The 23,461-nt window shown below is 66.5% G+C and carries 21 protein-coding genes; 15 read left to right on the top strand and 6 right to left on the bottom strand.

The window, feature by feature from the left end; translation table 11 throughout:
- Positions 1 to 28: 28 nt before the first annotated feature.
- Both ABD134_RS06730 and ABD134_RS06725 read right to left on the bottom strand, forming a co-directional pair.
- On the bottom strand, positions 29 to 814 hold the full coding sequence (locus tag ABD134_RS06730) for an IclR family transcriptional regulator (RefSeq protein WP_344227997.1): 786 nt from the start codon (positions 812 to 814) through the stop codon (positions 29 to 31).
- 100 nt (positions 815 to 914) lie between these two features.
- Positions 915 to 1,766: an IclR family transcriptional regulator gene (locus tag ABD134_RS06725; RefSeq protein WP_344227994.1), complete on the bottom strand. Its 852-nt coding sequence runs from the start codon at positions 1,764 to 1,766 to the stop codon at positions 915 to 917.
- A gap of 168 nt (positions 1,767 to 1,934) precedes the next feature.
- Between ABD134_RS06725 and ABD134_RS06720 the strand changes: the two genes are divergently transcribed.
- The gene (locus ABD134_RS06720; protein ID WP_344227993.1) at positions 1,935 to 2,873 is read left to right on the top strand and encodes an SDR family NAD(P)-dependent oxidoreductase; all 939 of its coding nucleotides are present in this window, start codon (positions 1,935 to 1,937) and stop codon (positions 2,871 to 2,873) included.
- Between the two features lie 4 nt (positions 2,874 to 2,877).
- Here the strand turns inward: ABD134_RS06720 and ABD134_RS06715 are convergent, their stop codons facing one another.
- From ABD134_RS06715 to ABD134_RS06700, 4 genes are read right to left on the bottom strand one after another with little or no spacing between them, the layout of a single operon-like run.
- Positions 2,878 to 3,789 carry an SDR family NAD(P)-dependent oxidoreductase gene (locus ABD134_RS06715; protein WP_344227991.1) on the bottom strand — a complete coding sequence of 304 codons (912 nt, stop codon included), beginning with the start codon at positions 3,787 to 3,789 and terminating at the stop codon, positions 2,878 to 2,880.
- 40 nt (positions 3,790 to 3,829) lie between these two features.
- Positions 3,830 to 4,777 (bottom strand): amidohydrolase family protein, encoded by a 948-nt coding sequence (locus ABD134_RS06710; RefSeq protein ID WP_344227989.1) that lies wholly within the window; start codon positions 4,775 to 4,777, stop codon positions 3,830 to 3,832.
- Complete coding sequence (locus tag ABD134_RS06705; protein ID WP_344227987.1) at positions 4,774 to 5,439, bottom strand: 3-oxoacid CoA-transferase subunit B; 666 nt, start codon at positions 5,437 to 5,439, stop codon at positions 4,774 to 4,776. Before ABD134_RS06705 ends, ABD134_RS06710 begins: the two co-directional genes overlap by 4 nt.
- Positions 5,440 to 5,447: 8 nt before the next feature.
- Positions 5,448 to 6,200, bottom strand: coding sequence for a CoA transferase subunit A (locus tag ABD134_RS06700; protein WP_344230763.1), 753 nt, complete (start codon positions 6,198 to 6,200; stop codon positions 5,448 to 5,450).
- A 354-nt stretch (positions 6,201 to 6,554) separates the two neighbouring features.
- On the opposite strand from ABD134_RS06700, the gene ABD134_RS06695 reads away from it, so the two are divergent.
- The 14 genes from ABD134_RS06695 (at position 6,555) to ABD134_RS06630 (ending at position 23,399) form a co-directional block, all read left to right on the top strand.
- Positions 6,555 to 7,658 (top strand): NDMA-dependent alcohol dehydrogenase, encoded by a 1,104-nt coding sequence (locus tag ABD134_RS06695; RefSeq protein WP_344227985.1) that lies wholly within the window; start codon positions 6,555 to 6,557, stop codon positions 7,656 to 7,658.
- Positions 7,659 to 7,688: 30 nt separating this feature from the next.
- Complete coding sequence (locus ABD134_RS06690) at positions 7,689 to 9,179, top strand: aldehyde dehydrogenase family protein (RefSeq protein ID WP_344227983.1); 1,491 nt, start codon at positions 7,689 to 7,691, stop codon at positions 9,177 to 9,179.
- Between the two features lie 20 nt (positions 9,180 to 9,199).
- Entirely contained in the window at positions 9,200 to 10,384 is a 1,185-nt protein-coding gene (locus ABD134_RS06685) for an NDMA-dependent alcohol dehydrogenase (protein ID WP_344227981.1), read from the top strand.
- A gap of 10 nt (positions 10,385 to 10,394) precedes the next feature.
- Positions 10,395 to 10,976, top strand: coding sequence for a UGSC family (seleno)protein (locus ABD134_RS06680; RefSeq protein WP_344227978.1), 582 nt, complete (start codon positions 10,395 to 10,397; stop codon positions 10,974 to 10,976).
- Positions 10,973 to 12,094, top strand: coding sequence for a hypothetical protein (locus tag ABD134_RS06675; RefSeq protein WP_344227976.1), 1,122 nt, complete (start codon positions 10,973 to 10,975; stop codon positions 12,092 to 12,094). The genes ABD134_RS06680 and ABD134_RS06675 overlap by 4 nt, the downstream gene beginning before the upstream one ends.
- Positions 12,091 to 12,951 carry an SDR family NAD(P)-dependent oxidoreductase gene (locus ABD134_RS06670; protein WP_344227974.1) on the top strand — a complete coding sequence of 287 codons (861 nt, stop codon included), beginning with the start codon at positions 12,091 to 12,093 and terminating at the stop codon, positions 12,949 to 12,951. Before ABD134_RS06675 ends, ABD134_RS06670 begins: the two co-directional genes overlap by 4 nt.
- 123 nt (positions 12,952 to 13,074) lie before the next feature.
- Positions 13,075 to 14,217, top strand: coding sequence for a zinc-dependent alcohol dehydrogenase (locus tag ABD134_RS06665; protein WP_344227972.1), 1,143 nt, complete (start codon positions 13,075 to 13,077; stop codon positions 14,215 to 14,217).
- Positions 14,218 to 14,248: 31 nt separating this feature from the next.
- Positions 14,249 to 15,244 (top strand): amidohydrolase family protein, encoded by a 996-nt coding sequence (locus tag ABD134_RS06660; RefSeq protein WP_344227970.1) that lies wholly within the window; start codon positions 14,249 to 14,251, stop codon positions 15,242 to 15,244.
- Between the two features lie 149 nt (positions 15,245 to 15,393).
- Positions 15,394 to 17,178 carry an ABC transporter substrate-binding protein gene (locus ABD134_RS06655; RefSeq protein WP_344227968.1) on the top strand — a complete coding sequence of 595 codons (1,785 nt, stop codon included), beginning with the start codon at positions 15,394 to 15,396 and terminating at the stop codon, positions 17,176 to 17,178.
- On the top strand, positions 17,175 to 18,233 hold the full coding sequence (locus ABD134_RS06650; protein WP_344227966.1) for an ABC transporter permease: 1,059 nt from the start codon (positions 17,175 to 17,177) through the stop codon (positions 18,231 to 18,233). The genes ABD134_RS06655 and ABD134_RS06650 overlap by 4 nt, the downstream gene beginning before the upstream one ends.
- On the top strand, positions 18,220 to 19,104 hold the full coding sequence (locus ABD134_RS06645) for an ABC transporter permease (protein WP_344227964.1): 885 nt from the start codon (positions 18,220 to 18,222) through the stop codon (positions 19,102 to 19,104). The genes ABD134_RS06650 and ABD134_RS06645 overlap by 14 nt, the downstream gene beginning before the upstream one ends.
- Before the next feature lie 8 nt (positions 19,105 to 19,112).
- Complete coding sequence (locus ABD134_RS06640; protein WP_344227962.1) at positions 19,113 to 20,270, top strand: ABC transporter ATP-binding protein; 1,158 nt, start codon at positions 19,113 to 19,115, stop codon at positions 20,268 to 20,270.
- On the top strand, positions 20,267 to 21,400 hold the full coding sequence (locus ABD134_RS06635; RefSeq protein ID WP_344227960.1) for an ABC transporter ATP-binding protein: 1,134 nt from the start codon (positions 20,267 to 20,269) through the stop codon (positions 21,398 to 21,400). Before ABD134_RS06640 ends, ABD134_RS06635 begins: the two co-directional genes overlap by 4 nt.
- Before the next feature lie 208 nt (positions 21,401 to 21,608).
- On the top strand, positions 21,609 to 23,399 hold the full coding sequence (locus ABD134_RS06630) for an ABC transporter substrate-binding protein (protein ID WP_344227958.1): 1,791 nt from the start codon (positions 21,609 to 21,611) through the stop codon (positions 23,397 to 23,399).
- Positions 23,400 to 23,461 lie beyond the last annotated feature (62 nt).

Here is a 23,461-nt window from a genome sequence, read left to right as displayed (position 1 = left end):
GGAGGCACGGCCTCGGTGCTGTTGCGGATCAGGCCGTCCGCAGGCTGTCTTCGGGTAGTGCTTCCTCAGGCCCATTGAGGGCGCGGGAGATCCTCTGGGCAGTGGAGACCAGCGGGGGGATGAGCTGGTGCGGGGTGAAGCGGTCCTTCGGTGCCGTGATGCCGACAGAGGCCACGGGGTGGCCGTGTGGTCCGAAGATCGGGGCGGCCAGGGCGATCACCCCGACGGCGATCTGGTCAAAGGCGACGGCCACGCCGCGCTGACGGACCTCGGCCAGCAACTGGCGAAGCCGGTTCGGGTCCGTTTCGGTATGGGGCGAATAGGCGGCGAGCGGCTGGCGCAGCAGGTCGTCGAGTTCGTCGGGAGGCAGGGACGCCAGCAGGACGCGGCCGGTGGCCGTGGCATGCATGGGCCAGCGCCCGCCGAAGCGGCTGGTGACCGGGGCTCCGCCCGGCGCCAGCATCGACTCCAGATAGAGCACGTCCTGCTGCACAGAGACTGAGAGATGGATGTTCGTGTTGGTCGCGTGGTGCAGGCCGTGGAGGTACGGGTGTGCCAGCTGCTTCAGGCGTAGGCGGTGCCCGGCGAGAGAGCCGAGTTCCAGGACTTTGAGGCCGATGGTGTACTCGCCGTCAGGCTGACGGTGCAGGGCCCCCCATGCGGTGAGTTCGCCGACCAGGCGATGAGTGGTGGGGAGGGTCAGCCCTGATCGTCGTGCGATCGAACTCAGGGTCTGGCTGTCGTGCCGGTCGGTGAAGGCGTCCAGGATGGCCAGGACGCGGCCGGCGGCGGTGGGTTTGGTCGGAGATACCAAGACGACTCCTTCAGCGTGATCTGAGTCACATCAGTCTAAGGGTGAATCCACTATAGGGATAGGTATGGATGTCGTCGACCGAAAACCTACGCGGGCGTGCTCAGAGCACGAAGGGCCGGACCGGGGATCCGAGGGACTTTGATGGTGAGGTCCCCGGGGTGGATGTGCCCAGGGCTCGGGACAGCGCGCGTGCCGTGGCGTTCAGTGCCGGCAGGACCTGATGCACGGTCAGCGATCCGTCGATCTTCAGCGTGACGCTCAGGGCGGCCACCACGCGCTCGCTGGGTCCGCGGACGGGAACGCCCACGGCGAATGTGCCGAGGGTGATCGTCTCCGTCAGCACTGCGACCCCGGTGCGCAGTACCTCCGCCAGTATCCGGCGCAGGATGTCCGGATCGGTGATGGTGTGGTCGGTGTAGCGCTTCAACGGGCTGGCCAGCACGTCCTGGCGGACGGATGCGGGGGCAGAGGCCAGCAGGACCATGCCCGTGGCGGTGGTGTGCAGGGGCCAACGGCCCCCGAGTCGGCTGAGGACGTGGGCCCCGGAGTGCCGTTGCAGCGACTCCACATACACCACGTCATGCCCGTCCCGGACGGAGAGGTGCACGTTGGCCTTGACCGCAGACTGCAGGTCCGCGAGGTAGGCCGGGGCCACATCTCGCAGTTGCAGCATCTGCGGCTCGAGGGTGCCCAATTCCAGCACGCGCAGACCGACGGCGTACCGTCCGTCCGCCGTCCGCTCCAGAGCGCCCCAGTCCCGGAGTTCTCCGACGAGTCGATGCGCCGTGCTCAGGGTCAGGTCGGCGCGGCGGCTGATCTCGCTCAAGGTCAGTTCGAGATGATCCTGGTCGAAGACATCCAGGACGGACAGGACGCGACCTGCGGCCGTGCGATGGTCCTCGGAAGCGAGAACCTCGTGCAGACCGGTGCGGTCCCCGATGGATGCAGGCATCGAGTGGACTCCTCCTGAGGTGTGATGTATATCACCATGGTGAAGTACTGCTGGCAGTACAGCCCCCGGCTTCCACCGGGCGGAAGCCCGGTGCCTCGGCGCGGGCCGTCTTCCACGGGAAGGAATCCGGGCTGTGGGCTGGCGGCAGGGCACCTAGATTCGCTGACCATGACAGATCAGCATCACGCGCGAGAGCACCAGAGCCCCGCAGGGCAGACGGACGAGGCACCAGTAGGCGAGGGCGGCTCACACCGGCCCCTGGCCGGTCAGGTGGCCCTCGTCACCGGCTGTGGCAAACCGGACGGCATGGGGCAGGGGATCGCAGCGTCGCTGGCAGCCCGCGGCGCATCTCTCGTCATCACGGACCGCGAGCCCCGCGGTATGGCTAACGACCGCCAGCGGCTGCTCGGGCAGATCCCGACCAGTGGCCTGGACGAATTCGCCGGTCGGTTGCGTCAGGACGGCGTAGATGTGACCACCGCGCTGGGGGACATCTCCCAGCGGGCCGACGTCGCTCGGATCATGCAGACGGTCCAGGATCGATACGGCCGACTCGACATCCTCGTCAACAACGCGGCCGCGCCGCAGGGACCGGACCGGCGGGACATTCAAGACGTACCGGACGAGGCCTTCGACCTGCTGATCGATGTCAACGTGCGCGGGACCTACGCCATGTGCCGTGCCGCGGTTCCCCTGATGCGGTCGTCCCGCTATGGACGCATCGTCAGCATCTCATCCATGGCCGGACTGACCGCAGCGCCGTTCTCCGTGGCCTACTCCGCCTCCAAGGCGGCCGTGATCGGGATGACGCGTGCTCTGTCCATGGACCTCGGCCCCTGGGGCATCACCGTCAACGCGGTCTGCCCGGGGCTGGTGGCCACCAGCCGTGCGATCCTGGATCCGTCCGCAGACCTGGACGTGGACTCCACCCTGGAGCAGCGCGGACGGAACATCCCCGTCGGTCGAGTGGGGCAGCCCCAGGACATCGGAGAGCTCGTCTCCTTCCTCGCCTCGCCGGGCGCCGGCTACATCACCGGCCAGGCCATCCCCATCGACGGCGGTGGCATGACGGCCTTCCCCCTGCGCCAGCCGCCCGGTGATGCCTGACGGATCAGCCGAGGGGCTCGAATAGCGGGGCGGGCTTCCGGTTCTCCTCGTCATAGACGGGTGAGGACAACAGGAACGGGATGGCGGCCCGCCGTTCCTCGTCCAGTGGCTCGTCGGGGAAAGAACCCTCGATCGCCCGGTGACGTTCCGCCACCCCGGCCTTGAACTCGGGGTGCGTGAGGATGAACATGTCACCGCGGCGGACGCCTTCCAGGACCCGCTCACCGGCCTCCTCCGGGCTCATGTAAGGCTGTGTTAGCTGGAACTCGGTGGCCTCGGGGCCGGGGGCCGTGTAACCGGAGGCCCCGTACTCCCTGGGTCGTTTGGCGACAGATGAGGCGATGTTCGAATGGGTGGGTCCCGGGCAATAGGCCGAGACGCCGATCCCCTCCGGCAGCAGCTCGATGTGCAGGGCCTCGGACAGGGCGATGATCGCGGCCTTGGACATTGAGTACAGACCGGCCACCACCGGCATCAGCCCGGCCATGGACGAGGTGTTCACGATGTGCCCGCCGTGGCCATGCCGACGGATGGCCGGCAAGAAGGCCAGGATGCCGTTGCCCACGCCCTTGATGTTCACGTCGATCAACCAATCCCAGTCGGCCGGCGTGGCGTCCGAGACAGGGCCGGTCAGGCCGATCCCGGCGTTGTTGACCAGCAGGTCCACGCGGCCCTGCTCGGCCTCGATGCGCTGAGCCGCCTGCTGCATGGCCGCCAGATCGGTGACGTCCACCTGAAGCGTGGCCACGTCAAGTCCCCGAGCGGAGAACTCTGCCTGGGTCTGGGCCAGGTGGTCTGCGCTGCGTCCAGTGACGTAGACGGTCATGCCGCCACGGGCGCAGGCGAGGGCGATGCCACGGCCGATGCCGCTGCTGCCGCCGGTGATGACGGCAACGCGACCGGTGAGTTCCTGCATGGTGTTCCTCTCGACAACGCCGGTTGTCCCGGCGGGCAGTTCAGGTGGTTGTGGTGGCGGAGTGGGCCTCGGTGGCGGCGCCGGGCAGCCCGAGCAGCCGGGCGGCATTCTCCCGCAGGATCAGAGGCCGCACGGAGTCCCGGAGTGGCAGCTGGTCGAAAGCCTCCATCCACCGCTCCGGGGTGATGACCGGGAAGTCCGAGCCGAACAGCACCTTGTGCTTGAGCAGCGTGTCCGCGTACTGCACCAAATGCGGCGGGAAGTACTTCGGGGACCAGCCGGAGAGATCGATGTAGACCCGCGGCTTGTGCAGGGCGATGGACAGGGCCTCGTCCTGCCATGGGAAGGACGGGTGGGCCATGATGATGTCCATGTCCGGGAAGTCCGCCGCCACGTCGTCGATGGCCAGCGGGTGGGAGTACTTCAGCCGTATCCCGCCCCCACCCCGGGAGCCGGCCCCCACGCCGGTCTGCCCCGTGTGGAACAGGGAGATCAGGCCGAACTCCTCGATCACCTCATACAGGGGGTAGGCCATCCGGTCGTCCGGGTAGAACGCCTGGACACCGGGATGGAACTTGAAGCCGCGGACGCCGTAGTCGCGGGCGAGGATCCGTGCCTCCCGCACACCGGCCGCGCCCCGGGCCGGGTCGATGCTGGCGAACGGCACCAGCACATCCGGATGTTCGGCTGCGAGCTCGGCGATCTCGCGGTTCCCCGGCACCGGTTCGTCGCCGGTGGCCGAGATCGAGTCCACCGTGAAGACGACGGCGGCCATCCGGCGCTCGCGGTAATAGGCGGCGAGCTCGGGGACCGTGTATCCGTGCATCGTGCCGATCCCGAAATACTCGCCCATCTGTTCGCCGGACTCGACCGGGCCGGCGTCGTCCTGGACCGAACGGTGGACGTGGACGTGGACATCGATGGCAGCCAGGTCCCGCCACTGCTGCAGGGACGGCGCACCGGCGTCCTGCTGGGGACCTGTGCTCATGCCGGGACCGCCTCCACGTAATCGGCCTCGGTCCGCGACCGGACTTCCTCGGGAGTGACGCCCGGGGCGCACTCGACGAGCGTCAGCACCCCGTCGATCACGTGGAAGACCGCCAGGTCCGTGTACACCCGGGTGACGACGCCCCGTCCAGTCAGTGGGAAGGCGCACTCGTGGACGAGCTTGGACTGACCCTGGCGGTCCACATGCTCCATGCAGACCCAGACCTGCGGGGTCCCTGCCACGAGGTCCATGGCACCGCCCACGGCAGGATTGCGGCCAGGGACATACCAATTGGCCAGGTCGCCGGTCTCAGACACCTGCAGTGCTCCCAGGATGGTCACGTCCAGGTGGCCGCCGCGAATGATCGCGAAGGAGGTGGCCGAGTCCACGATGGCCCCGCCGGGAATCATGCTGGTGGGCTGCTTCCCCGCGTTGGTCAGGTCCGGATCCTCGGCGCCGGGCTCGGGCGCGGGACCGAGCCCCAGGATCCCGTTCTCGGACTGGAGGAAGACCTCTCGGTCCGCGGGGATGTGCTGAGGCACCGCCAGCGGGATGCCCACCCCGAGGTTGACGGTGTAGCCGTCCACCAAGTCCGCAGCCAGGCGCTGGGCGATCTCGTCCCGTGTGCGCCCGGTGATCCGGGGTGATTCGGTATTGGTCATGGACATGGTCAACCCTTCTGGAGCGAGGCGGCCCGCCGGGGCAGGTCAGCCGGGATGGGTGCTGCAGTCATCACCACGTGGTCAACGAAGACCCCGGGGAGATGGATGTCGTCCGGGTCCAGCGAGCCGGTGTCCACCAGCCGTTCGACCTCCACGAAGGTGGTCCGCCCGGACATGGCTGCCAGCGGATTGAAGTTCCGGGCGGAGAGGTGGAAGCGGAGGTTGCCCTTGGGGTCGGCCTGTTGCGCCTTGACGAGACCGAAATCGGCACGGATGCCGTACTCGAGGACATGGGCTCGGCCGTCGAAATCACGCTCCTCCTTGGCGGGCAGCATGAGGTCTGGCTCCCCGTGGGAATAGGAGGCGGGAAACGTTCCGTCCGCCAGCATGGTCTCCGCACCCGAGGGAGTGAAGAAGGCCGCGATCCCGGCACCGCCAGCCCGCATGCGCTCGGCCAGGGTGCCCTGCGGTATCAGCTCCAGCTCAACGCGGCCGGCGAAGTACTCGTCGTAGAACTCCGGCAGCACCGGGAATGATCCGGTCATCCGACGGACCCGACCCTCCATGACGAGCCGGCCGATGCCCGTGAAATCATCCCCCACGTTGTTCACGTAGAGGTGCAGCTCCTTCTTGCCCAGATCAGACAGTGCGTTGAGCAGGGCATCCGGACGTCCTGAACTCCCGAAGCCGCCGACGGCGATCGAGGCGCCGTCCCAGACGGCGTCCAGGTGTTCATGGAGATCGGTGCGGTACTTGTTCATCACGGTGCGTCCTACTTCTCTTCTGGTCTCGAGAGGGAAGGCCGGGCCCGGGTCCGGCAGCTGGTGAAGCGACCGGTGGCGGTCCGGTCATTCAGTAGTCAATCTCCACGGACACCTGGGGTCACCCAGGTTTCCATGCCGTAGAAGACCGAGCACCGCCGGATGCTCCGGAAACGGCAATGTGACCCTGATCACCGTGAATCCTTCCGTGCGGCGGAAAGCCCGTGGCAGCGCACCGGCGGACGGAGCACCGTGGAGGCAGTTGCAGCACCGGCATCTGAAGCCGGTGATGCGCCCACCTCACCGCCGGCGCCTCGTCCGCGGCGCCACCTGCCAGAAAGGGTCCCCCTGAGCATGAAGACTCGTGCGGTCGTATGCCGCGAACCCGGAACACCCTGGGAAGTCACCGAACTCGATCTCGATGAGCCGAAGGCCAACGAGGTCCGTATCAAGATGATGGCCGCAGGTATGTGCCACTCAGATGACCACATCCAGAAGGGCGATGCGCCCATGCGTATGCCCGTGGTGGGTGGACACGAAGGCGCAGGAATCATCGATGCGGTGGGCGAGGGCGTCACTCGGGTCAAGGTGGGCGACCACGTGGTGTGCTCCTTCATCCCCGCCTGCGGATCCTGCCGCTATTGCTCCACCGGCCACCAGAATCTCTGCGATTCTGGCAAGAATGCCGCGACCGGCGAGTTCCCGGACGGTACTTTCCGCTTCCACCAGGACGGCGTCGACTTCGGCGGACTGTGCGTCCTGGGGACATTCTCCGAGCACACGGTGGTCTCCGAATACTCGGTCATCCCGATCCCGGAGGAATTGCCCTTCGAGGTGGCCTGCCTGATCGGCTGCGGTGTCCCCACGGGCTGGGGCTCGGCGGTGCATGCCGCAGGCGTCCGCGTCGGCCAGACCGCAGTCATCTTCGGAGCCGGCGGCGTCGGCATGAACGCTGTCCAAGGCGCCGCCATGGCCGGTGCCCAGCGGGTCGTGGTGGTGGATCCGGTGCAGTTCAAGCGGGACAAGGCCCTCGAATTCGGCGCCACCCACGTCTTCGACAACGCCAAGGACGCGACCGACTTCGTCATCGAGGCCACCTGGGGCGAACTGGCCGACCACGCGATCATCACGGTCGGCAGTCTGCATGACGAGGTCATCCATGACGCCATCAACATCGTCGGCAAGTCCGGGCAGGTGACCATCACCGCCGTCGGCAACGGGTCCATCAAGGAGCACCCCGGTGCCTTGATCGGCTTCCAGCGCCGAATCCAGGGCGCCATCTTCGGCGCGTGTAACCCCCTGCACGACGTACCCCGGCTGGCCAGCATGTATCTGAACGGCAAGTTGAAGCTCGACGAGCTCATCACCAACCGCTACACGATGGACCAGGTCAACGAGGGCTATCAGGACATGCTCGACGGGAAAAACATCCGCGGCATCATCAACATCGAGCACTAAGCCAGCGCGAGAGACGGAAGAGAGACACCCATGACTGCAGTCATCGATCCCCAGGCACAACTAGACACGCCACTACTCCAGGACAACGTTCAACTGATCGGCGGGGAATGGGTATCCGCGGCCTCCGGTGAGACCATCGACGTCATCAATCCGGCCGATCGCGGTCTAATGGGACGCGTGCCCCGGAGCAACGCCGATGACGTGGACGCTGCCGTCCAGGCCGCGGAGCGTGCCCTGCCCGGCTGGCGCGACACGAACGCCACGGCACGGGCCGGGTTGCTGTTCCGCTGGGCATCCCTCGTGGAGGAGAACTCCCAGGTGCTGGACCAGCTGGAATCCCGCGACGTCGGCCGCCCCCATTGGGGACCCTCGCCCCTGGCGGGGATGATCCGTTTCATCGCCGGCCAAGCGGACAAAGTCCAAGGCGTCTCGCTGCCGACCTATTCGCCGGACGTGCTGGGCTTCACCCTGCGCGAGCCCTATGGCGTGGTCGGTGCGATCATCCCGTGGAACGCGCCCGGACCGATGTTCACCAATGAGGTCGCCGCGGCGATCGCCGCGGGCAATACCATCGTCATCAAGCCGGCCGAGGACGCTCCACTGGCGCCCCTGGCGTTGGCCCGGCTCGCCATGGACGCCGGGATCCCGGCGGGCGTGATCAACGTGGTCACCGGTCTCGGATCCGAGGCCGGTGCCGCCATCCCGAGGCATCCCGGCATCCGGCGCGTGGGGTTCACCGGCTCACCGGTCACCGGCTCGCTCGTGATGGAGGCCTGTGCCCGGAACCTCATCCCGCTCCACCTGGAACTGGGCGGGAAGTCGCCTCAGGTGATCTTCCCGGATGCGGACCTCTCCGTGGCCGCACCCGCGATCGCCACCGGCATCACCCTGAACACCGGGCAGATCTGCGCGGCGGGATCCCGCGTGGTGGTGCATCGCAGCGTTCACCAGGAAGTGGTCGAGCGCTTGGCTGCGGCCATGCAGAAGGTCACCGTGGGTCCCTGGCACCAGCAGGTGAACATGGGCCCGTTGATCAACGGCCGCCAGCACGAGCGCGTCATGGGGTACATCGAGGCCGGCAAGGCGGGCGGCGCCGACGTGGTGGTCGGCGGGGACGTACCCTCCGGCGGCGACTTCGGTGATGGTTTCTTCGTGAACCCGACCCTCTTCGACAACGTCCGCCCGGACATGAAGATCGCCCAGGAGGAGATCTTCGGACCCGTGCTCTCGGTCATCCCGGTGGACGACGAGCAGGAGGCCATCGAGGTGGCCAACGGTGTGGACTACGGACTCGTGGCCTCCGTGTGGACACAGGACGTGGGTACCGCCGTGCGGATGTCCAGGTCCCTGCAGGCCGGTCAGGTCGGCGTCAACAACGCCCTGGGCGCCGGCGTCATCGGCGGCCCCTTCGGCGGCTACAAGAGCAGTGGATTCGGCCGGACCATGGGCGCCGACGCCGTCCTCAACTGGACGCAGATCAAGACCGTCTCGATGCGTGGCGCCACGCCCGCGGCCAACTGAACGAAAGGCAGACCGACATCATGGCTATCACCACGCCCACTGCGGCCAACGAGCAGCCCACCAGCGCCCCGACCGGCGGTGCCGCCCTCACCACACGGGCCGCCGTTGCTCGGGGTCCCCATGACGGCTGGCAGGTCACCGAACTGCAACTGGACCCGCCGAAGGAGCACGAGGTCCGGGTCAAGCTCCACGCCGCCGGCCTGTGCCATTCGGACCACCACATCACCGCTGGGGATGCCCCGGTCCGCTTCCCGATCGTGGGCGGCCATGAGGGGGCCGGCATCGTGGAGTCGGTCGGTCCGAGCGTCACCCGGGTGAAGCCGGGCGACCGCGTCGTCTGTGCCTACATCCCCGCCTGCGGTGCCTGCCGTCCCTGTTCGACCGGGCACCAGAACATGTGCGTGAAGGGCCTCAACGCCGGGACAGGCATGTTCCTGGACGACACCTTCCGCTTCCACGACAGTGAAGGAGAGGACGTCGGAGGGTTCTGCACCCTGGGCACCTTCTCCCAGTACACGGTGCTCTCCGAGTATGCCGCCGTCCCGCTGCCGGATGACATCCCCTTCGAGATCGGCGCCCTCGTGGGCTGTGGAGTACCCACTGGTTGGGGCTCGGCGGTCTACGCGGCCGAGGTCCGTGCCGGCGATACGGTCGTCATCTTCGGTGCCGGCGGTGTCGGCTCCAATGCGGTCCAGGGTGCCCGCTACGCCGGCGCCAAGAACGTGATCGTCGTGGATCCCGTGGCATTCAAGCGTGAGTCCGCACTGGAGCTGTTCGGCGCCACTCATGCGTTCGCCACCGCCCAGGAAGCCCATGACTTCGTGGTGGAGACCACATGGGGGCAGTTGGCTGACAAGGTCATCATCACGGCGGACGTCGTCACCCAGGAGATGGCCAACGCCGGCATCGCGATGACGGGCAAGGGTGGCAAGCTCACCGTCACCTCGGTGGGTCACCTGAACGAGCAGGCCGTCACCATCCACGCAGGAATGCTCATCAGCTACCAGCGGCAGATCCGCGGCGCCCTGTTCGGCGACTGCAATCCGCTGTATGACATCCCGAAGCTGCTGGGCCTCTACCGCGCAGGGGACTTGAAGCTGGACGAACTCATCACCCGCAAATACACGCTGGACGAGGTGAATACCGCCTATGAGGACCTGCTGGCCGGCAGGAACGTTCGCGGCATCATCGTCCACGAGCAGTAGGAGAGCGGACATGACCCAGACCATTCTGGACCCCACAGGCCTGCGCGTGCAGTCCGGTGACGGCGCCGGAGCCGAGGGCCGGCCCGCCCCCAAGCTGTCGGTCCGTCCGGACTCGCTGTCCGGAGCCCGGATCGGCTTGCTCGACAACACCAAACACAACGCCATGCTGCTGCTCCAGACCGTGGGCCAGTTACTGGTCGAGGAGCATGGTGCCGTAGAGGTCACCCTGGTGGAGACCAAGCGGAACTTCTCCGTCCCCGTGGACGAGGAGATCGTCTCCCGATATCGGGAGGCCTGCGACGTCGTGATCACCGGGGTCGGTGACTGCGGTTCCTGCAGCGCGGCCGCTGTGGCGGACGGGATCAACTTCGAACGGGCCGGCCTGCCTGCCGCCGTCGTGCTGACCGACGCCTTCGACGTCACGGGCCGCACCATGGCCGGGGTGCAGGGCGCCCCGGACTACGAATGGATCCGCACCGAGCACCCGATGGCCGTGCTGACCGAGGACCAGGTCCGCGACCGGGCCCGCCAGCTGTTACCGGAGATCGTGAGTACGCTGACGGCCGCCTCTGAACGGGAGGGGAAGGCTTGAGCGCATCACGGGCAGACCAGCTTGATCCGGCGGCCGCCCAGAATGCCATCGAACATGCCTACGAGCAGGGGTGGACGGACGGGTTGCCCGTGGTCCCGGCCACCCAGGAACTCGTGGACCGGTTCCTCGCGGCCGCCGGACGTCCTGCGGACGAGGTGCTCAGTCACCTCCAGCAGGTCGACCGGACCGTGACGGTGGAGCTGTTGGCCATCAACGCTGCCATGGCCGGCTGCAAGCCGGAGTACTTCCCCGTGGTCCTGGCCGCGTGGGAAGCGCTCACGCTGGAACGGACCACTGGCGGTGGAGGCTGGCAGTCCACCAGTGGACCGGCGCCGTTGATCATCGTCAACGGACCCATCCGCCAGGAACTGGGATTCAACAGCACCGGCGGCGTGTTCGGTCCGGGCTTCCGTCCCAACGCCACCGTGGCCCGGGCGATCGGGCTGACGGTACGCAACGCCTACGGGATCCGTCCGCACGAGCTGGAACAGGCGACTCAGGGTCTGCCGGGACGCTGGTCCATCTGCCTCGCTGAGAACGAGGAGGAGAGCCCCTGGGCCCCCCTCGCGGAAGACCTCGGGGCCAGCGGCAACGCCGTGACATCCACGTTGCTGCGGACCAGTGAATTCGTGGACAACCGGCACACCTCCGATCCGGAGCAGCTGCTGGCCGACTTCGCCGATACCATCGGACGCTCTGGCCCCTGGATCTTCAAGCACGCCATGGCTGGAGTGGTGCTGTGCCCAGAGCACGCCAACCTCTTGGCCCGAGCCGGATGGTCCCGCGCCGATGTTGCCGCCTGGCTCGCCGAGCAATCCGGTCGCACCACTGCACAACTGGCCCGTGTTGGCAAAGACCGGGCCAATGAAGGCGGAGTCCGTTTCCCCGGAGACAACTCGAACCCCGAGGAGTTCCAGCGCACCATTGCCGACCCGGCCTCGATGATCGTGGCCGTGGCCGGATCTCGTACCGCCGGAATCTCAATGGTGGTCCGGTACTTCGCCGACTGGTCCGGGCAATCCGTGCCCGTGCGCACCGTTGGCGCTTCGACGTCGGGCTCCGAATTGGCTGCACCCCACGGTGCTGCCGCCGCGACTACAGGTGAGGACGCTAGATGAGCAGCTCCGATGTCGAGAGCCGATTGGTAGACCAGCCGCTGGAGGATCCTCTGGCCCAACAGGGCCAGGCACGGATGGCCGGACGGCGAGCCCTGATCACCGGCGCCGGGCAGAACGGGGACCTGCCCGGCGTCGGGTACGGCATCGCCCGTCTGCTGGCCGCCCGCGGCGCGTCCGTGGTGGTCCTGGACCGCAGTTCGGACGCTGCTCAGCGGACCGTCGACCGCATTGCTGCCGACGGCGGCCAGGCCTTCCCGCTGACGGCTGACGTCACCAGCGACTCTGCCTGCGAAGAGGCGATCGCCGCGGCGGTCGACCTGCTCGGCGGGCTGGACACTCTGGTGAACAACGTCGCCAGCGGTGACCGCGCCGGCATCTTCGAGATCACGCCGGAACGGTTCGAGGAGCTGCTGGACATCAACCTGAAATCCGCCTGGTCCGTCACTCGCCACGCCGTGCCACAGATGCCCAGCGGCAGTGCCATTCTCAACATCTCCTCCGTGGGTGTTCGTGCCCGGGGCCCAGGAATGCCGTATTGCGTGGCGAAGGCCGGCCTGGAGAACTTCAGTGAAGGCGCTGCCACCACCTTGGGCCCTCAGGGCATTCGCGTGAACTGCATCGAGGTCGGCGCCATCTGGGGTTCCTTCGCAGCGGCGAACATGGACGAGAAGTTCCGGGAGTCGCGCCGGGAGAGCACCACGCTGAAGAAGGAGGGCAGCGCCTGGGACATCGCCCATGCGGCCGCCTTCCTGCTGAGTGACGAGGCCCGATGGATCACGGGCCAGACCGTGGCCGTCGACGGCGGCCCCTTCGGCCGAGGGCCCGGCGGTCCACCGGTGACATCCGTGGCGCGTTGAGCGCCTGACCGGCCGGCTCCGACAATCCGGCCCATGCCACCCATTCCCACGGCGCCTAGAAGCGCGACCTACGTCAGGGACTCATCCGAGTGACCTGCCGGACCAGACCGAGAGGTGTCCACCATGCCAGAGCGTTTGCACGAGAACCTGCCCGAGGCCGTCAGGGCAGCGGTCCAGACCGGGCCCAGCACGATGGAAGTCCAGGAGTTCCCGCGCCCCACCATTGGACCCGACGACGGACTGCTGCGGGTCGAGGCCAATGGCATCTGCGGTTCGGATGTGGAGATCTTCCGTGGCCACCTGCAGGGCCGTAGCGCCGCTCCGTTCATTCCCGGCCATGAGCCACTGGGCATCATCGAGGAACTGGGCGAGCGCGCCGCCGAACGCTGGGGTGTCCAGGTCGGCGACCGGGTCGCCCTGGAGGTCATCGTTCCGTGCCGTTCCTGTGACGACTGCCTCGTGGGCCGTTATCAAGCGTGCCGCAACAAGCAGAACGGCCACGGAGTGACGCCCCTGGATGTAGCGCCGGCGCTGTACGGTGGCTTCGCCGAGTACCTCTATCTCGCTCCGAATGCCGTGATGCACAAGATCGACAAGTCCCTGCCGATCGATATCGCGGCCATGTACAACCCGCTGGGCGCCGGGGTCCGTTGGGCGGTGGACCTCGGTGAAGTGGGCATGGGCGACACGCTGGTCATCCTCGGCGCGGGCCAGCGAGGCCTGGGCGCCCTCATCGCGGCGAAGGCCGCTGGGGCCCGCACGGTCATCATCACCGGGTTGGAGAACGATCGTCACAAACTGGCCGTGGCCGAGCAGCTCGGAGCCGACCACACCGTTGTGGTGGACGGGCCGAACGGACAGGACATCGTCGACGTCGTGGCTGAACTCACCGATGGACGCATGGCCGATGTGTCCTTGGACCTGACGCCCATGGCCGCCGGTCCTGTCACCGACGCGCTGAAGGTCGTCCGGCACGGTGGGCGAGTGGTGCTGGCGGGGCTGAAGGGCGGCCGGGAGATTCCGTTGAGCACGGATCTGCTGATCAATCGCGGCCTGACCGTCCGTGGTGCCTTCGGCGTCGACGCCAGTGCCAACAAGAAGGCGATCGCCTTGCTCGAGTCGGGGCGGTTCCCCCTGGAACTGTTGCACACGCACACCTTTGGCCTGGACCAGGTGGCCGAGGCCATCGAGACCCTGGCCGGGGACCGTGAGGACAAGAGCGCCATCCACGTCACCGTCCAACCCCATCTCGACCGGACCGCCTGAGCGGCACACAGCAGCAGAAAGAACGTGCACCATGATCATCGATGCCCACGCGCATATCCTGCCCGACGACTACCCTTCGGATGCACCAGAGTGTTTCCCCTCGATGGAGGCCGTGTCCGGATCGACGGACCGCACCCTCGTCTTCGGGCAGATGCGGTTTCAAGCCAAGGACGCCTTCTTCGCCGCAGAGCGGCGACTCGAGGAACAGGATGCCTCTGGAGTGGACATGGAAGTCGTCAGCCCCATGCCGCCGCTATTGAAGTACGACCTCCCCCCGGCCGACGGCCTGGCCCTGGCCCAGCACGTGAATCACTTCACGGCGCAGTTGTGCGAGCACGCCCCTGATCGACTGACCGGTCTTGGCATGGTCCCGCTCCAGGATCCCGACGCGGCGACGGCAGAATTGACCGCCATCAAGGACGCCGGATTGGCCGGTGTGGAGATCGCCTCGAACATTCTGGGCGCCTCGATCGGCGACGAGAAGTTCCTGGACTTCTTCAAAGAGGCCGAACGGCTCGGAGTGTCCGTCTTCGTGCACGCCATGCCATCGCCCATGTCGCGGTTGCCGATGTCCGCCATGGGAACCTACGTCGTCGGCGTGGAAGGCATCTTCGCTGCCGGGTCGATGGCCTTGGGCGGCACGGCAGCTGCTTGCCCGGACTTGCGGATCTCCTTCAGCCACGCCGCCGGCGGCTTCGCCATGATGCTGCCGCGGGCCAACTACTTCTGGGGCGGTTCCTGGAACGAGGAGCCGGTGAACCCGGAGCGGGCCGTGATGCCCGACGACGGCCCGTCACCTCTGGAGATGGCGCGCCGCTTCTACTACGACTCGATGGTCTTCGATCACCGCACGATTCGCTATCTCATCGACCTGCTGGGCGCCGACCGTCTGCTGGTGGGTTCAGATTTCCCGGCCATGCTGCGCGAGGAGCCGATCGCTAAGACGCTTCGGTCGATGGACCTGCCCAGCGAGCAGTGGGAGGACATCAGCTCCCGCAACGCCCTGCGCTGGCTGGGGCGGGCCTGACCGACCACCGTGCCCCGAAGGCTCCCGACTGGCTTTCACCCGGTGGAAATCGCCTGTGAGGGGCCCACTGACTGGGCCAGACTTTTTCTCAGCGAGATGTGCGGTTGATCACATCCCGGACCTGTCGTCCACCATCCTGGAGAGTCGTCATGAGCTGTACACCACGCCAGAAAGGCCCGCGTCGCGGGCTTCTGGGAACCGTTGCCCTGGCGGCCAGCCTGGGTCTCGTCCTCACCGGATGCGGTGCCGGGGATGCCGGCACCAACGTCTCGGACGACGGAGCGGCCGCCGGTGAACCCCAGATCGGTGGGGATCTGACGGTGCTCCTCGATGCGGGTTACTCCGGCGGGTGGGACACCGGGCTGGACCCGGCCACCTCCAACTCGGTGGGGGCGAACCAGTCGTTGAACTCGGCGATCTTCGGGGGGCTGTTCGCCCTCGAGGCCGATGAGAACGGCGAGAACGCGGAGATCGTGCCGAACCAGGCCGAGAGCTATGAGTACTCGGAGGACGGCCTGACCCTGACCGTGAAGCTCCGGGAGGGCATCACCTTCTCGGACGGGACACCGATGGATGCCGAAGCCGTCCTGTGGAACTGGATCCGCAACCTCAGCTCGGGAAGCACGGGGGCTCCGCAACTGGACCTGGCCCAGGACCTGCCGGTACCAGAACTGGACCAGCAGTTCCTGGACGACCTCTACTCGGCCCTGCCCGAAGACGTGGACGAGGCCCTGATCGAACAGCGGCTCGGAGCCATCCGTGCCGTCGACGAGGAAACCCTGGAAATTCAGCTCGCCACCGCCAATGGCGCCCTCGTCAACGCCATGCCCTACAACAACCTGAACCTCATTGCCTCACCCACGGCGTACCGGGAGATGGGCGCACAGGAATTCAGCCAGGCTCCCGTGGCGGCAGGACCATTCACGGTGGAGGCCAACCGCATCAGCGAGCGGCTGGACCTGGAGAAGAACGAGGACTATTTTCAGGACGGCCTGCCGTACCTGGACGAGTTGTCCTTCCAGTCCGTGGCCGGAGACCAGGTCATGTACCAGACGTTGCAGGCCGGCCAGGGGGATGCGATCGAGGGTCTGAGCTCCCTGACCTTGATCAAACAGGCCCAGTCCAATCCTCAGGTCACCACCACTCTGGGGGCGCCTACCTCTCCCTACGTGATCCAGTTGAACACGCGCACGGCGCCGTTCGATGACAAGAAGGCCCGGGAGGCGATCTACTACGCCACGGACTTCGAGTCCATCAACGAGGGACTCTTCGGCGGGCAAGGTGACATGTCGCAGTCCTTCACCGCGTCCGGCGGTCTGTTCCACCAGCCGGAGGTCGAGGGATACCGCACGTACGATCCGGAGAAGGCCCAGGAGCTGGTGGAGGAGATCGGCGGGCTGACGGTCGAGCTCGGCACCACGGACATCGTGACCGCGCGTCAGGTCACCACCGCTCTGCAGACCCAATGGCAGGAGGCCGGGATCGACGTCACGATCGACTCCAAGCCCCTCGGTGACGTGATCACCAAGTTCGGCACCGGGCAGTGGGAGTCGATGCTCCAGACGGCGGGTGCATGGGACCCGGCCGCGGGCATCGGCGTGGCCGTCCGCTTCGGCTCCACCTCTACCTACAGTGGGACCCCGCTGCCCGAGGGCGCCAGCACCGCGGCCGAGGCCTTGGCAGGTGGGTTGCAGACTGACCTGGACCAGGTCATCCAGGACGCCGCCGCAACGGTGGACGAGCAAGAGCGCGAGGAGCTCTACCAGCAGGCCGCAAAGATGATCTCCGATGAGGCCTACGGTCCCTTCGGCATCGCCTTCTCCCCGGCACAGGTGGTCCGCAAGGGCGTCCACGGACCGGGGCTCACCACCCCCATCCCCGCCCTGGCGGTCAATCCCGGGGTCATCTACGAACGCGTGTGGGTTGAACAGTGACTGACACCGCCGTCCACCCGCATGCGGCCCGTCCGGAGGGCACCGATCCGCCTGGCAGGCAGGGACGCAAGGACACCAAGGGCACCGGTAGCGGCTCGCCCCTGCTGAGGCTGTTCGGCCGTCGCCTGCTGATGACCATTCCGCTCCTGCTGGCGATCAGCGTCCTGGTCTTCGTGCTGCTGGAGATGATGCCCGGGGACCCGGCACGCAACCAGGCCGGCATGGATGCCTCCGAAGAGCAGGTCGAGGCCGTACGGCAACGCATGGGCCTGGATCGACCCGCCCCGGAGCGATACTTCGGCTGGCTCTTCGGACTCTTCCGCGGGGATCTCGGTCAGTCTTCCGTCAGCGGCCAGTCGGTGGCGGACATGATCGCCGATCGCGCCCCGGTCACCTTGGAGCTGGTCGTTCTGGCCTTCGTCGTCTCCCTCGGGATCGCAATCCCGGTCGCCCTGATGGCTGCACGCAAGCCCGGCGGGCTGTTCGACCGGGCCACCATGGTGGTCGCCATGACCATGCTGGCGGTGCCGAACTTCGTCCTGGCCATGCTGCTCGTCCTGGTCTTCGCCATCACGCTCCAGATGTTGCCCGCCATCGGGTTCGTCCCTCTCGAAGATGGCCTGGTGCCCAACCTGAGATCGGTCGCCATGCCGGTCCTGGCCCTGGCCGTCCCTCTGGCAGCCTTCTACACCCGCTTCCTGCGCGGCGATCTCGTGGAACAGATGAACTCTGCAGATTACGTGGACACGGCCCGGTCGAAGGGCGTCCGCCCCGGACTGGTGCTCTGGCTCCACGCTTTCCGCAATTCCTCCTTCGGGCTGTTGACCATCGTGGGACTGAACATCGGCACCCTGGTGGGAGGCACGGTCATCATCGAACAGATCTTCGCGATGCCGGGGATGGGCATGATGATGCTCGAGGGCGCCATGTCCCAGGATGTGGCCGTGGTGCAGATGTGTGTGTTCATCTTCGCGGCGGTGGCCGTGCTCGCCAACCTCGTCGTCGACCTGATGTACGCCGTCCTCGACCCAAGGATCCGTTATGGCAGTCACTGAAGCCCCCGCGGTCCTCGCCGCGTTGCCCGATGTCCACGACGATTCCGACCTGCGCTGGGGCCGCCTACGCCAACGGCTGGTGATCGGCCTGCCGATCGCCTTCGTCAGCCTGCTGCTGCTGGCCTGCTTCGTGGCCCCGTACGTGTTTCCCGTACCGGCCCCGGTCGGCGGCAGCATCCTGGAGAGCGCCCTGCCGCCGGGAAGCCCTGGTCATCCGCTGGGCACGGACATCAACGGCAACGACGTCCTGGCCCGGCTACTGCACGGTGGTCAGTCGTCGCTGATCGTGGCCGTCTCGGTGAACCTCATTGGCTTGTTCATCGGCGGTGGTATCGGTGCGCTGTCCGGATATGTCGGGGGTCGTATCGACAACTTGATCATGCGAGTGCTGGACGTGTTCATCGCCTTCCCCTCCCTGGTACTCACCATTTTCATCGCACAGGCGCTGGGTCCGAGCATTCCCAACACGATCCTGGCACTGACGGCCTTCAGCATCCCGGCCGTGGCCCGAGTGGCCCGCTCGGCCACCTTGCGCGTGATGACCATGCCATACCTGCAGGCCGCTGAACTCAGCGGCAGCCCGGCGTGGAAGATCCTGTTGCGGCACGTGGCTCCGAACATCACCCCGCAGATGTTGAACTTCGCCATGCTGGGCATGGGCATTGTGATAGTGACCGAAGGTGCGCTCAGCTTCCTGGGTCTGGGCATCCCGCCACCGGCTCCCAGCTGGGGCAACATGATCTTTGAGGGCCAGCAGTCGATGTCGGCCACGCCCTTGCTGGTGCTGTGGCCCAGTCTGGCGCTTCTGGCCACGGTCCTGTCCTTCAACCTGCTGGGTGAGAACATCCGCGACGAGATGAGTGGACGATGAGCACGATCATGACCGCCACACCCGAACCCCAGACCAGCAACGGACCAGGCGAGAAGCCGGTCCTGAAGGTCCGCGATCTGAAGGTGACGTTCACTCGCGGCGGTAAGCGCATCCGGGCCGCCAAGGGAGTCTCCTTCGACGCCAAGCCCGGCAAGATGCTGGCCATCATCGGTGAGTCCGGCTCGGGAAAGTCTGTGACCGTCCGCGCGCTGATGGGGCTGTTGCCACCCAGTGCCGAGGTCGTCGGTTCGGCAGACCTCGAGGGCCAAGAACTGGTCGGGCTCAGCGACAAGAAGATGCGAATGATCCGTGGCCAGGAGATCTCCATGATCTTCCAGGACCCGGGCCGTTCGCTGAATCCGACCATGTCCGTCGGAGCCCAGATCGTCGAGTCAGTCCGCACCCACCGGCCGGTGAGCCGTAAGAAGGCCGCGGAACGTGCGATCGAGTTGCTGAAGCTGGTTCGCCTCCCGGCTCCGGAGAAGCGATTCCACCAGTTCCCGCACCAGCTCTCCGGCGGAATGCGGCAACGCGTGATGATCGCCATCGCACTGGCGTCTGACCCCAAGGTGCTGATCGCGGACGAGGCGACCACTGCCTTGGATGTGACCACGCAGGCCCAGATCATGGAACTTCTGGTGGACCTTCGCGAACGCCTGGGAACGGCCGTCATCATGATCAGTCACGATCTTGGCCTGGCCGCGAGCTACGCGGACGAGGTGCTGGTGATGTACGCCGGCAAGGTGGTCGAACAGGCTGCGACCTCGGAGTTGTTCGCCAACGTCCGGATGCCGTATACCCGAGCCCTGCTGGAGGCGATCCCGCAGATCACGCGGCCGTCCCACGCTCCTCTGACCGTGATCAGTGGACATCCGCCGGACCCCAGCCAGCGGATCGAGGGCTGCCCTTTCAAGCCGCGATGCATCCGTTCCACCGACGAATGCGCGACCGCACCCTTGTTGGAAGAGCATGAGCCCGGTCATTGGTACGCCTGTTGGCACCCGGTGGATGGAGCCTTGGCTCCGATTCCGGAGAAATCCGGAGCCGTGCCCGGCGAGGCCGCCGCCGTGGCCGCGGACGTCGAGGCGCTGCCCGGTGAGCGTCCGCCGTCGGTCTCGGTGACTAGCACGAGGACGCCTGCAATAGGAAAGGAGTCGACGTCATGAGTTCCCACGCGCAAGCAGTTGACGACGCGAAAACCGGACTGGGTGATCGGGCACAGGTAGGTACGGCACATCCTGACCATGAGCCGATGCTCTCCGTGCAGAACATCGTCCAGGAGTTCGAAAGCCGGGGGCCTGGCGGCGTCAAAGAGGGCGTGGTTCACGCCGTCTCGGACATCTCCTTCGATCTGATGCCGGGTGAGACCTTGGGGATCGTCGGCGAGACCGGCTCTGGCAAGAGCACCCTGGCACGGGCCATCATCCAGGTGGACCGTCCCAAATCGGGCTCGGTGATCTTCCGAGACCAGGATCTGACCGTTCTGGGCCGAAAGGAACTCAAGAAGGTCTGGGCGAACTTCCAGATGGTGTACCAGGATCCCTTCAGCTCCCTGAACCCGCGCTGGCGGATTGAGGACGTGGTGGCCGAGCCCTTGGACAGCCACCGCGACCTGAGCCGGGCGGAGCGCCGCACCAAGGTCCGGGAGCTGCTGGAGTTGGTGGGATTGGATCCGGACGTGTACCTGAGGCGTCGGCCGATGGAACTCTCCGGCGGGCAGGCGCAACGAGTGGCGATCGCGCGGGCGATCGCGCTGAACCCAGCCGTGATCATCTGCGATGAGGCGATCTCTTCCTTGGATGTGCTCATCCAGGCACAGGTGATCAACCTCTTCGAGAAGCTGCGGGTCGAGCTGGGGCTGTCCTATCTCTTCATCGCCCACGACCTGGCGACCGTCAAGCAGGTCAGTGATCGGGTGGGGGTGCTCTACCTCGGGCAGTTGGCGGAAATTGCGCCCTCGGACCGACTGTACGAGACCCCGCGTCATCCATACACCCGAGCCCTGCTGGATTCTGTCCCTGGGCTGGATCCGGACACGGGCGTGACGAAGAGGCCTATCACGCTCCCAGGAGATGTGCCGAGCCCCCTGGACCCTCCGTCGGGATGCCGCTTCCGCACCCGCTGCCCGTTCGCCCAAGAAATCTGTGCGACGAAGGAACCCGTTCTGGAGTCCTGTGATGGCGGCGGGATGGCCGCGTGCCACTTCCCGCTGGATGACGAGGGATTACCCACTAACGGTCATCCGGCCCGTGCTGGTATGGGTGGGGGACGATCACCGGAAGCGGTCGACGCCTGAGCCTTCAGAGATTGCACGGCTGACGGATGAACCCCGGTGTACTGCGGTACGCCGGGGTTCATCGTTTTCCGGAACAACTATCGTGAGCGCCTTTCGCCGGATGGAAGGTGCATGGTAGCTGCCGGCCACCTGGGACAGACTTCCGTGAAGCGGATGTGACGCAAGTCACGTCGGTAGATCCTCCATCACCGTCCTCTTGGGAGTCGTCATGAATACCACATCCCGCCAGAAGGGCCCGCGCCGCGGGATCCTCGGCACCCTGGCCTTGGCGGCCAGTCTCAGCCTCGTCCTCGCTGGTTGTGGTGGAGGAGAGCCCGACGCGGAAGGCGGAGCCACCGAAGCCGCTGCCGAGGTGGGCGAGCCTCAGGCCGGCGGTGAACTGACCGTCCTGCTGGACGCCGGCTTCGCCGGAGGCTGGTCCACCGGCCTCGACCCCGCCACCTCCAATACCGTGGGCGCCAATATGCCCCAGAGCACCGCCATCTTCGGGGGCCTGTTCACGCTGGAAGCCGACGAGAACGGGGAGAACGCCGAGATCGTCCCGAACCAGGCGGAGAGCTATGAATACTCGGACGATGGGCTGACCTTGACCGTGAAGCTGCGGGAGGGCATCACGTTTTCGGACGGCACATCTCTGAATGCCGACGCCGTGGTGTGGAACTGGATCCGGGCCCTGAGCTCCGGCAGCACGGGTGCACCGCAATTGGAATTGGATCTTGAACGCGAGATGCCGGACCTGGATCAGCAGTTCCTGGACGACCTCTATGCGGCACTCCCCGAAGATGTGGACACGACTGTGATTGAACAACGGCTCGGAGCCATCCAGGCGGTCGATGACCTGACTTTCGAGATCCACTTCTCCGTGCCCAACGGTGCCTTCGTCAACGCCTTGCCTGCCACGAGCCTGAACGCCATTGCTTCCCCGACCGCCTACAAGGAGATGGGGGCCGAAGAATTCAGCCGCGCCCCCGTCGGGGCCGGTCCGTTCACGGTGGAGGCGAACAAACTCTCCGAGCGGCTGGATCTGAAGAAGAACGAGGACTACTTCAGGGACGGCCTGCCGTATCTGGACGAGCTCTCCTTCCAGTCCGTGGGCGGAGACCAAGTGCTCTACCAGACCCTGCAGGCCGGTCAAGGCGATGCGATCGAGGGCTTGAGCTCGGTAACCCTGATCGAGCAGGCACAGGACAACCCACAGCTGACCACGACGCTGGGTGCGCCGACGTCGCCCTACGTGATCCAGTTGAACACCCGCACGGCGCCGTTCGATGACAAGAAGGCCCGGGAGGCGATCTACTACGCCACGGACTTCGAGTCCATCAACGAGGGACTCTTCGGCGGGCAAGGTGACATGTCGCAGTCCTTCACCGCGTCCGGCGGTCTGTTCCACCAGCCGGAGGTCGAGGGGTACCGCACCTATGACTTGGAGAAGGCCAAGGAGCTGGTCGAGGAGATCGGCGGCCTGACGGTGGAGCTCGGCACCACGGACATCGTGACCGCTCGCCAGGTCACCACCGCCCTGCAGACCCAATGGCAGGAGGCCGGCATCGACGTCACGATCGACTCCAAGCCCCTCGGTGACGTGATCACCAAGTTCACCAGTGGCGAGTGGGAGTCCATGCTGCAGACTGCCGGCGCGTGGGAGCCGGCTGCGGGTATCGGGGTGGCGGTGCGTTTCGGCTCCACCTCTCCGTTCAGTGGTACCCCGTTGCCGGAGGGAGCCGAGACCGCGACCGAAGCTCTGGAGAAGGGTCTCAACACCGAGCTGGACGATCTGCTGCTGGACGCGTCCGCCACCGTGGATCAGGAGGAGCGCGGTGAACTGTACAAGGAGGCCGCGAAGAAGATCTCGGATGAAGCGTATGGCCCGTTTGGTATGGCCTTCTCGCCGGCCCAGGTGGTTCGCGAAGGGGTCCACGGCCCCGGACTCACCACGCCGATCCCAGCCCTCGTGGTGAACAGCGGGGTCCTGTACGACCGGGTGTGGGTGGAGCAGTGACGTCCGGCCGCTGAGCGATCTCGTCGCCGACCGGGCGGCCAGCACGGAAGCGGGTCCGGAAA

It is taken from the genome of Citricoccus alkalitolerans (genome assembly GCF_039528175.1).
Classification (GTDB): Bacteria; Actinomycetota; Actinomycetes; order Actinomycetales; family Micrococcaceae; genus Citricoccus; species Citricoccus alkalitolerans.
Note: the sequence above shows the minus strand (reverse complement) of the source record. Positions and strands in the feature narration are given on the sequence as shown.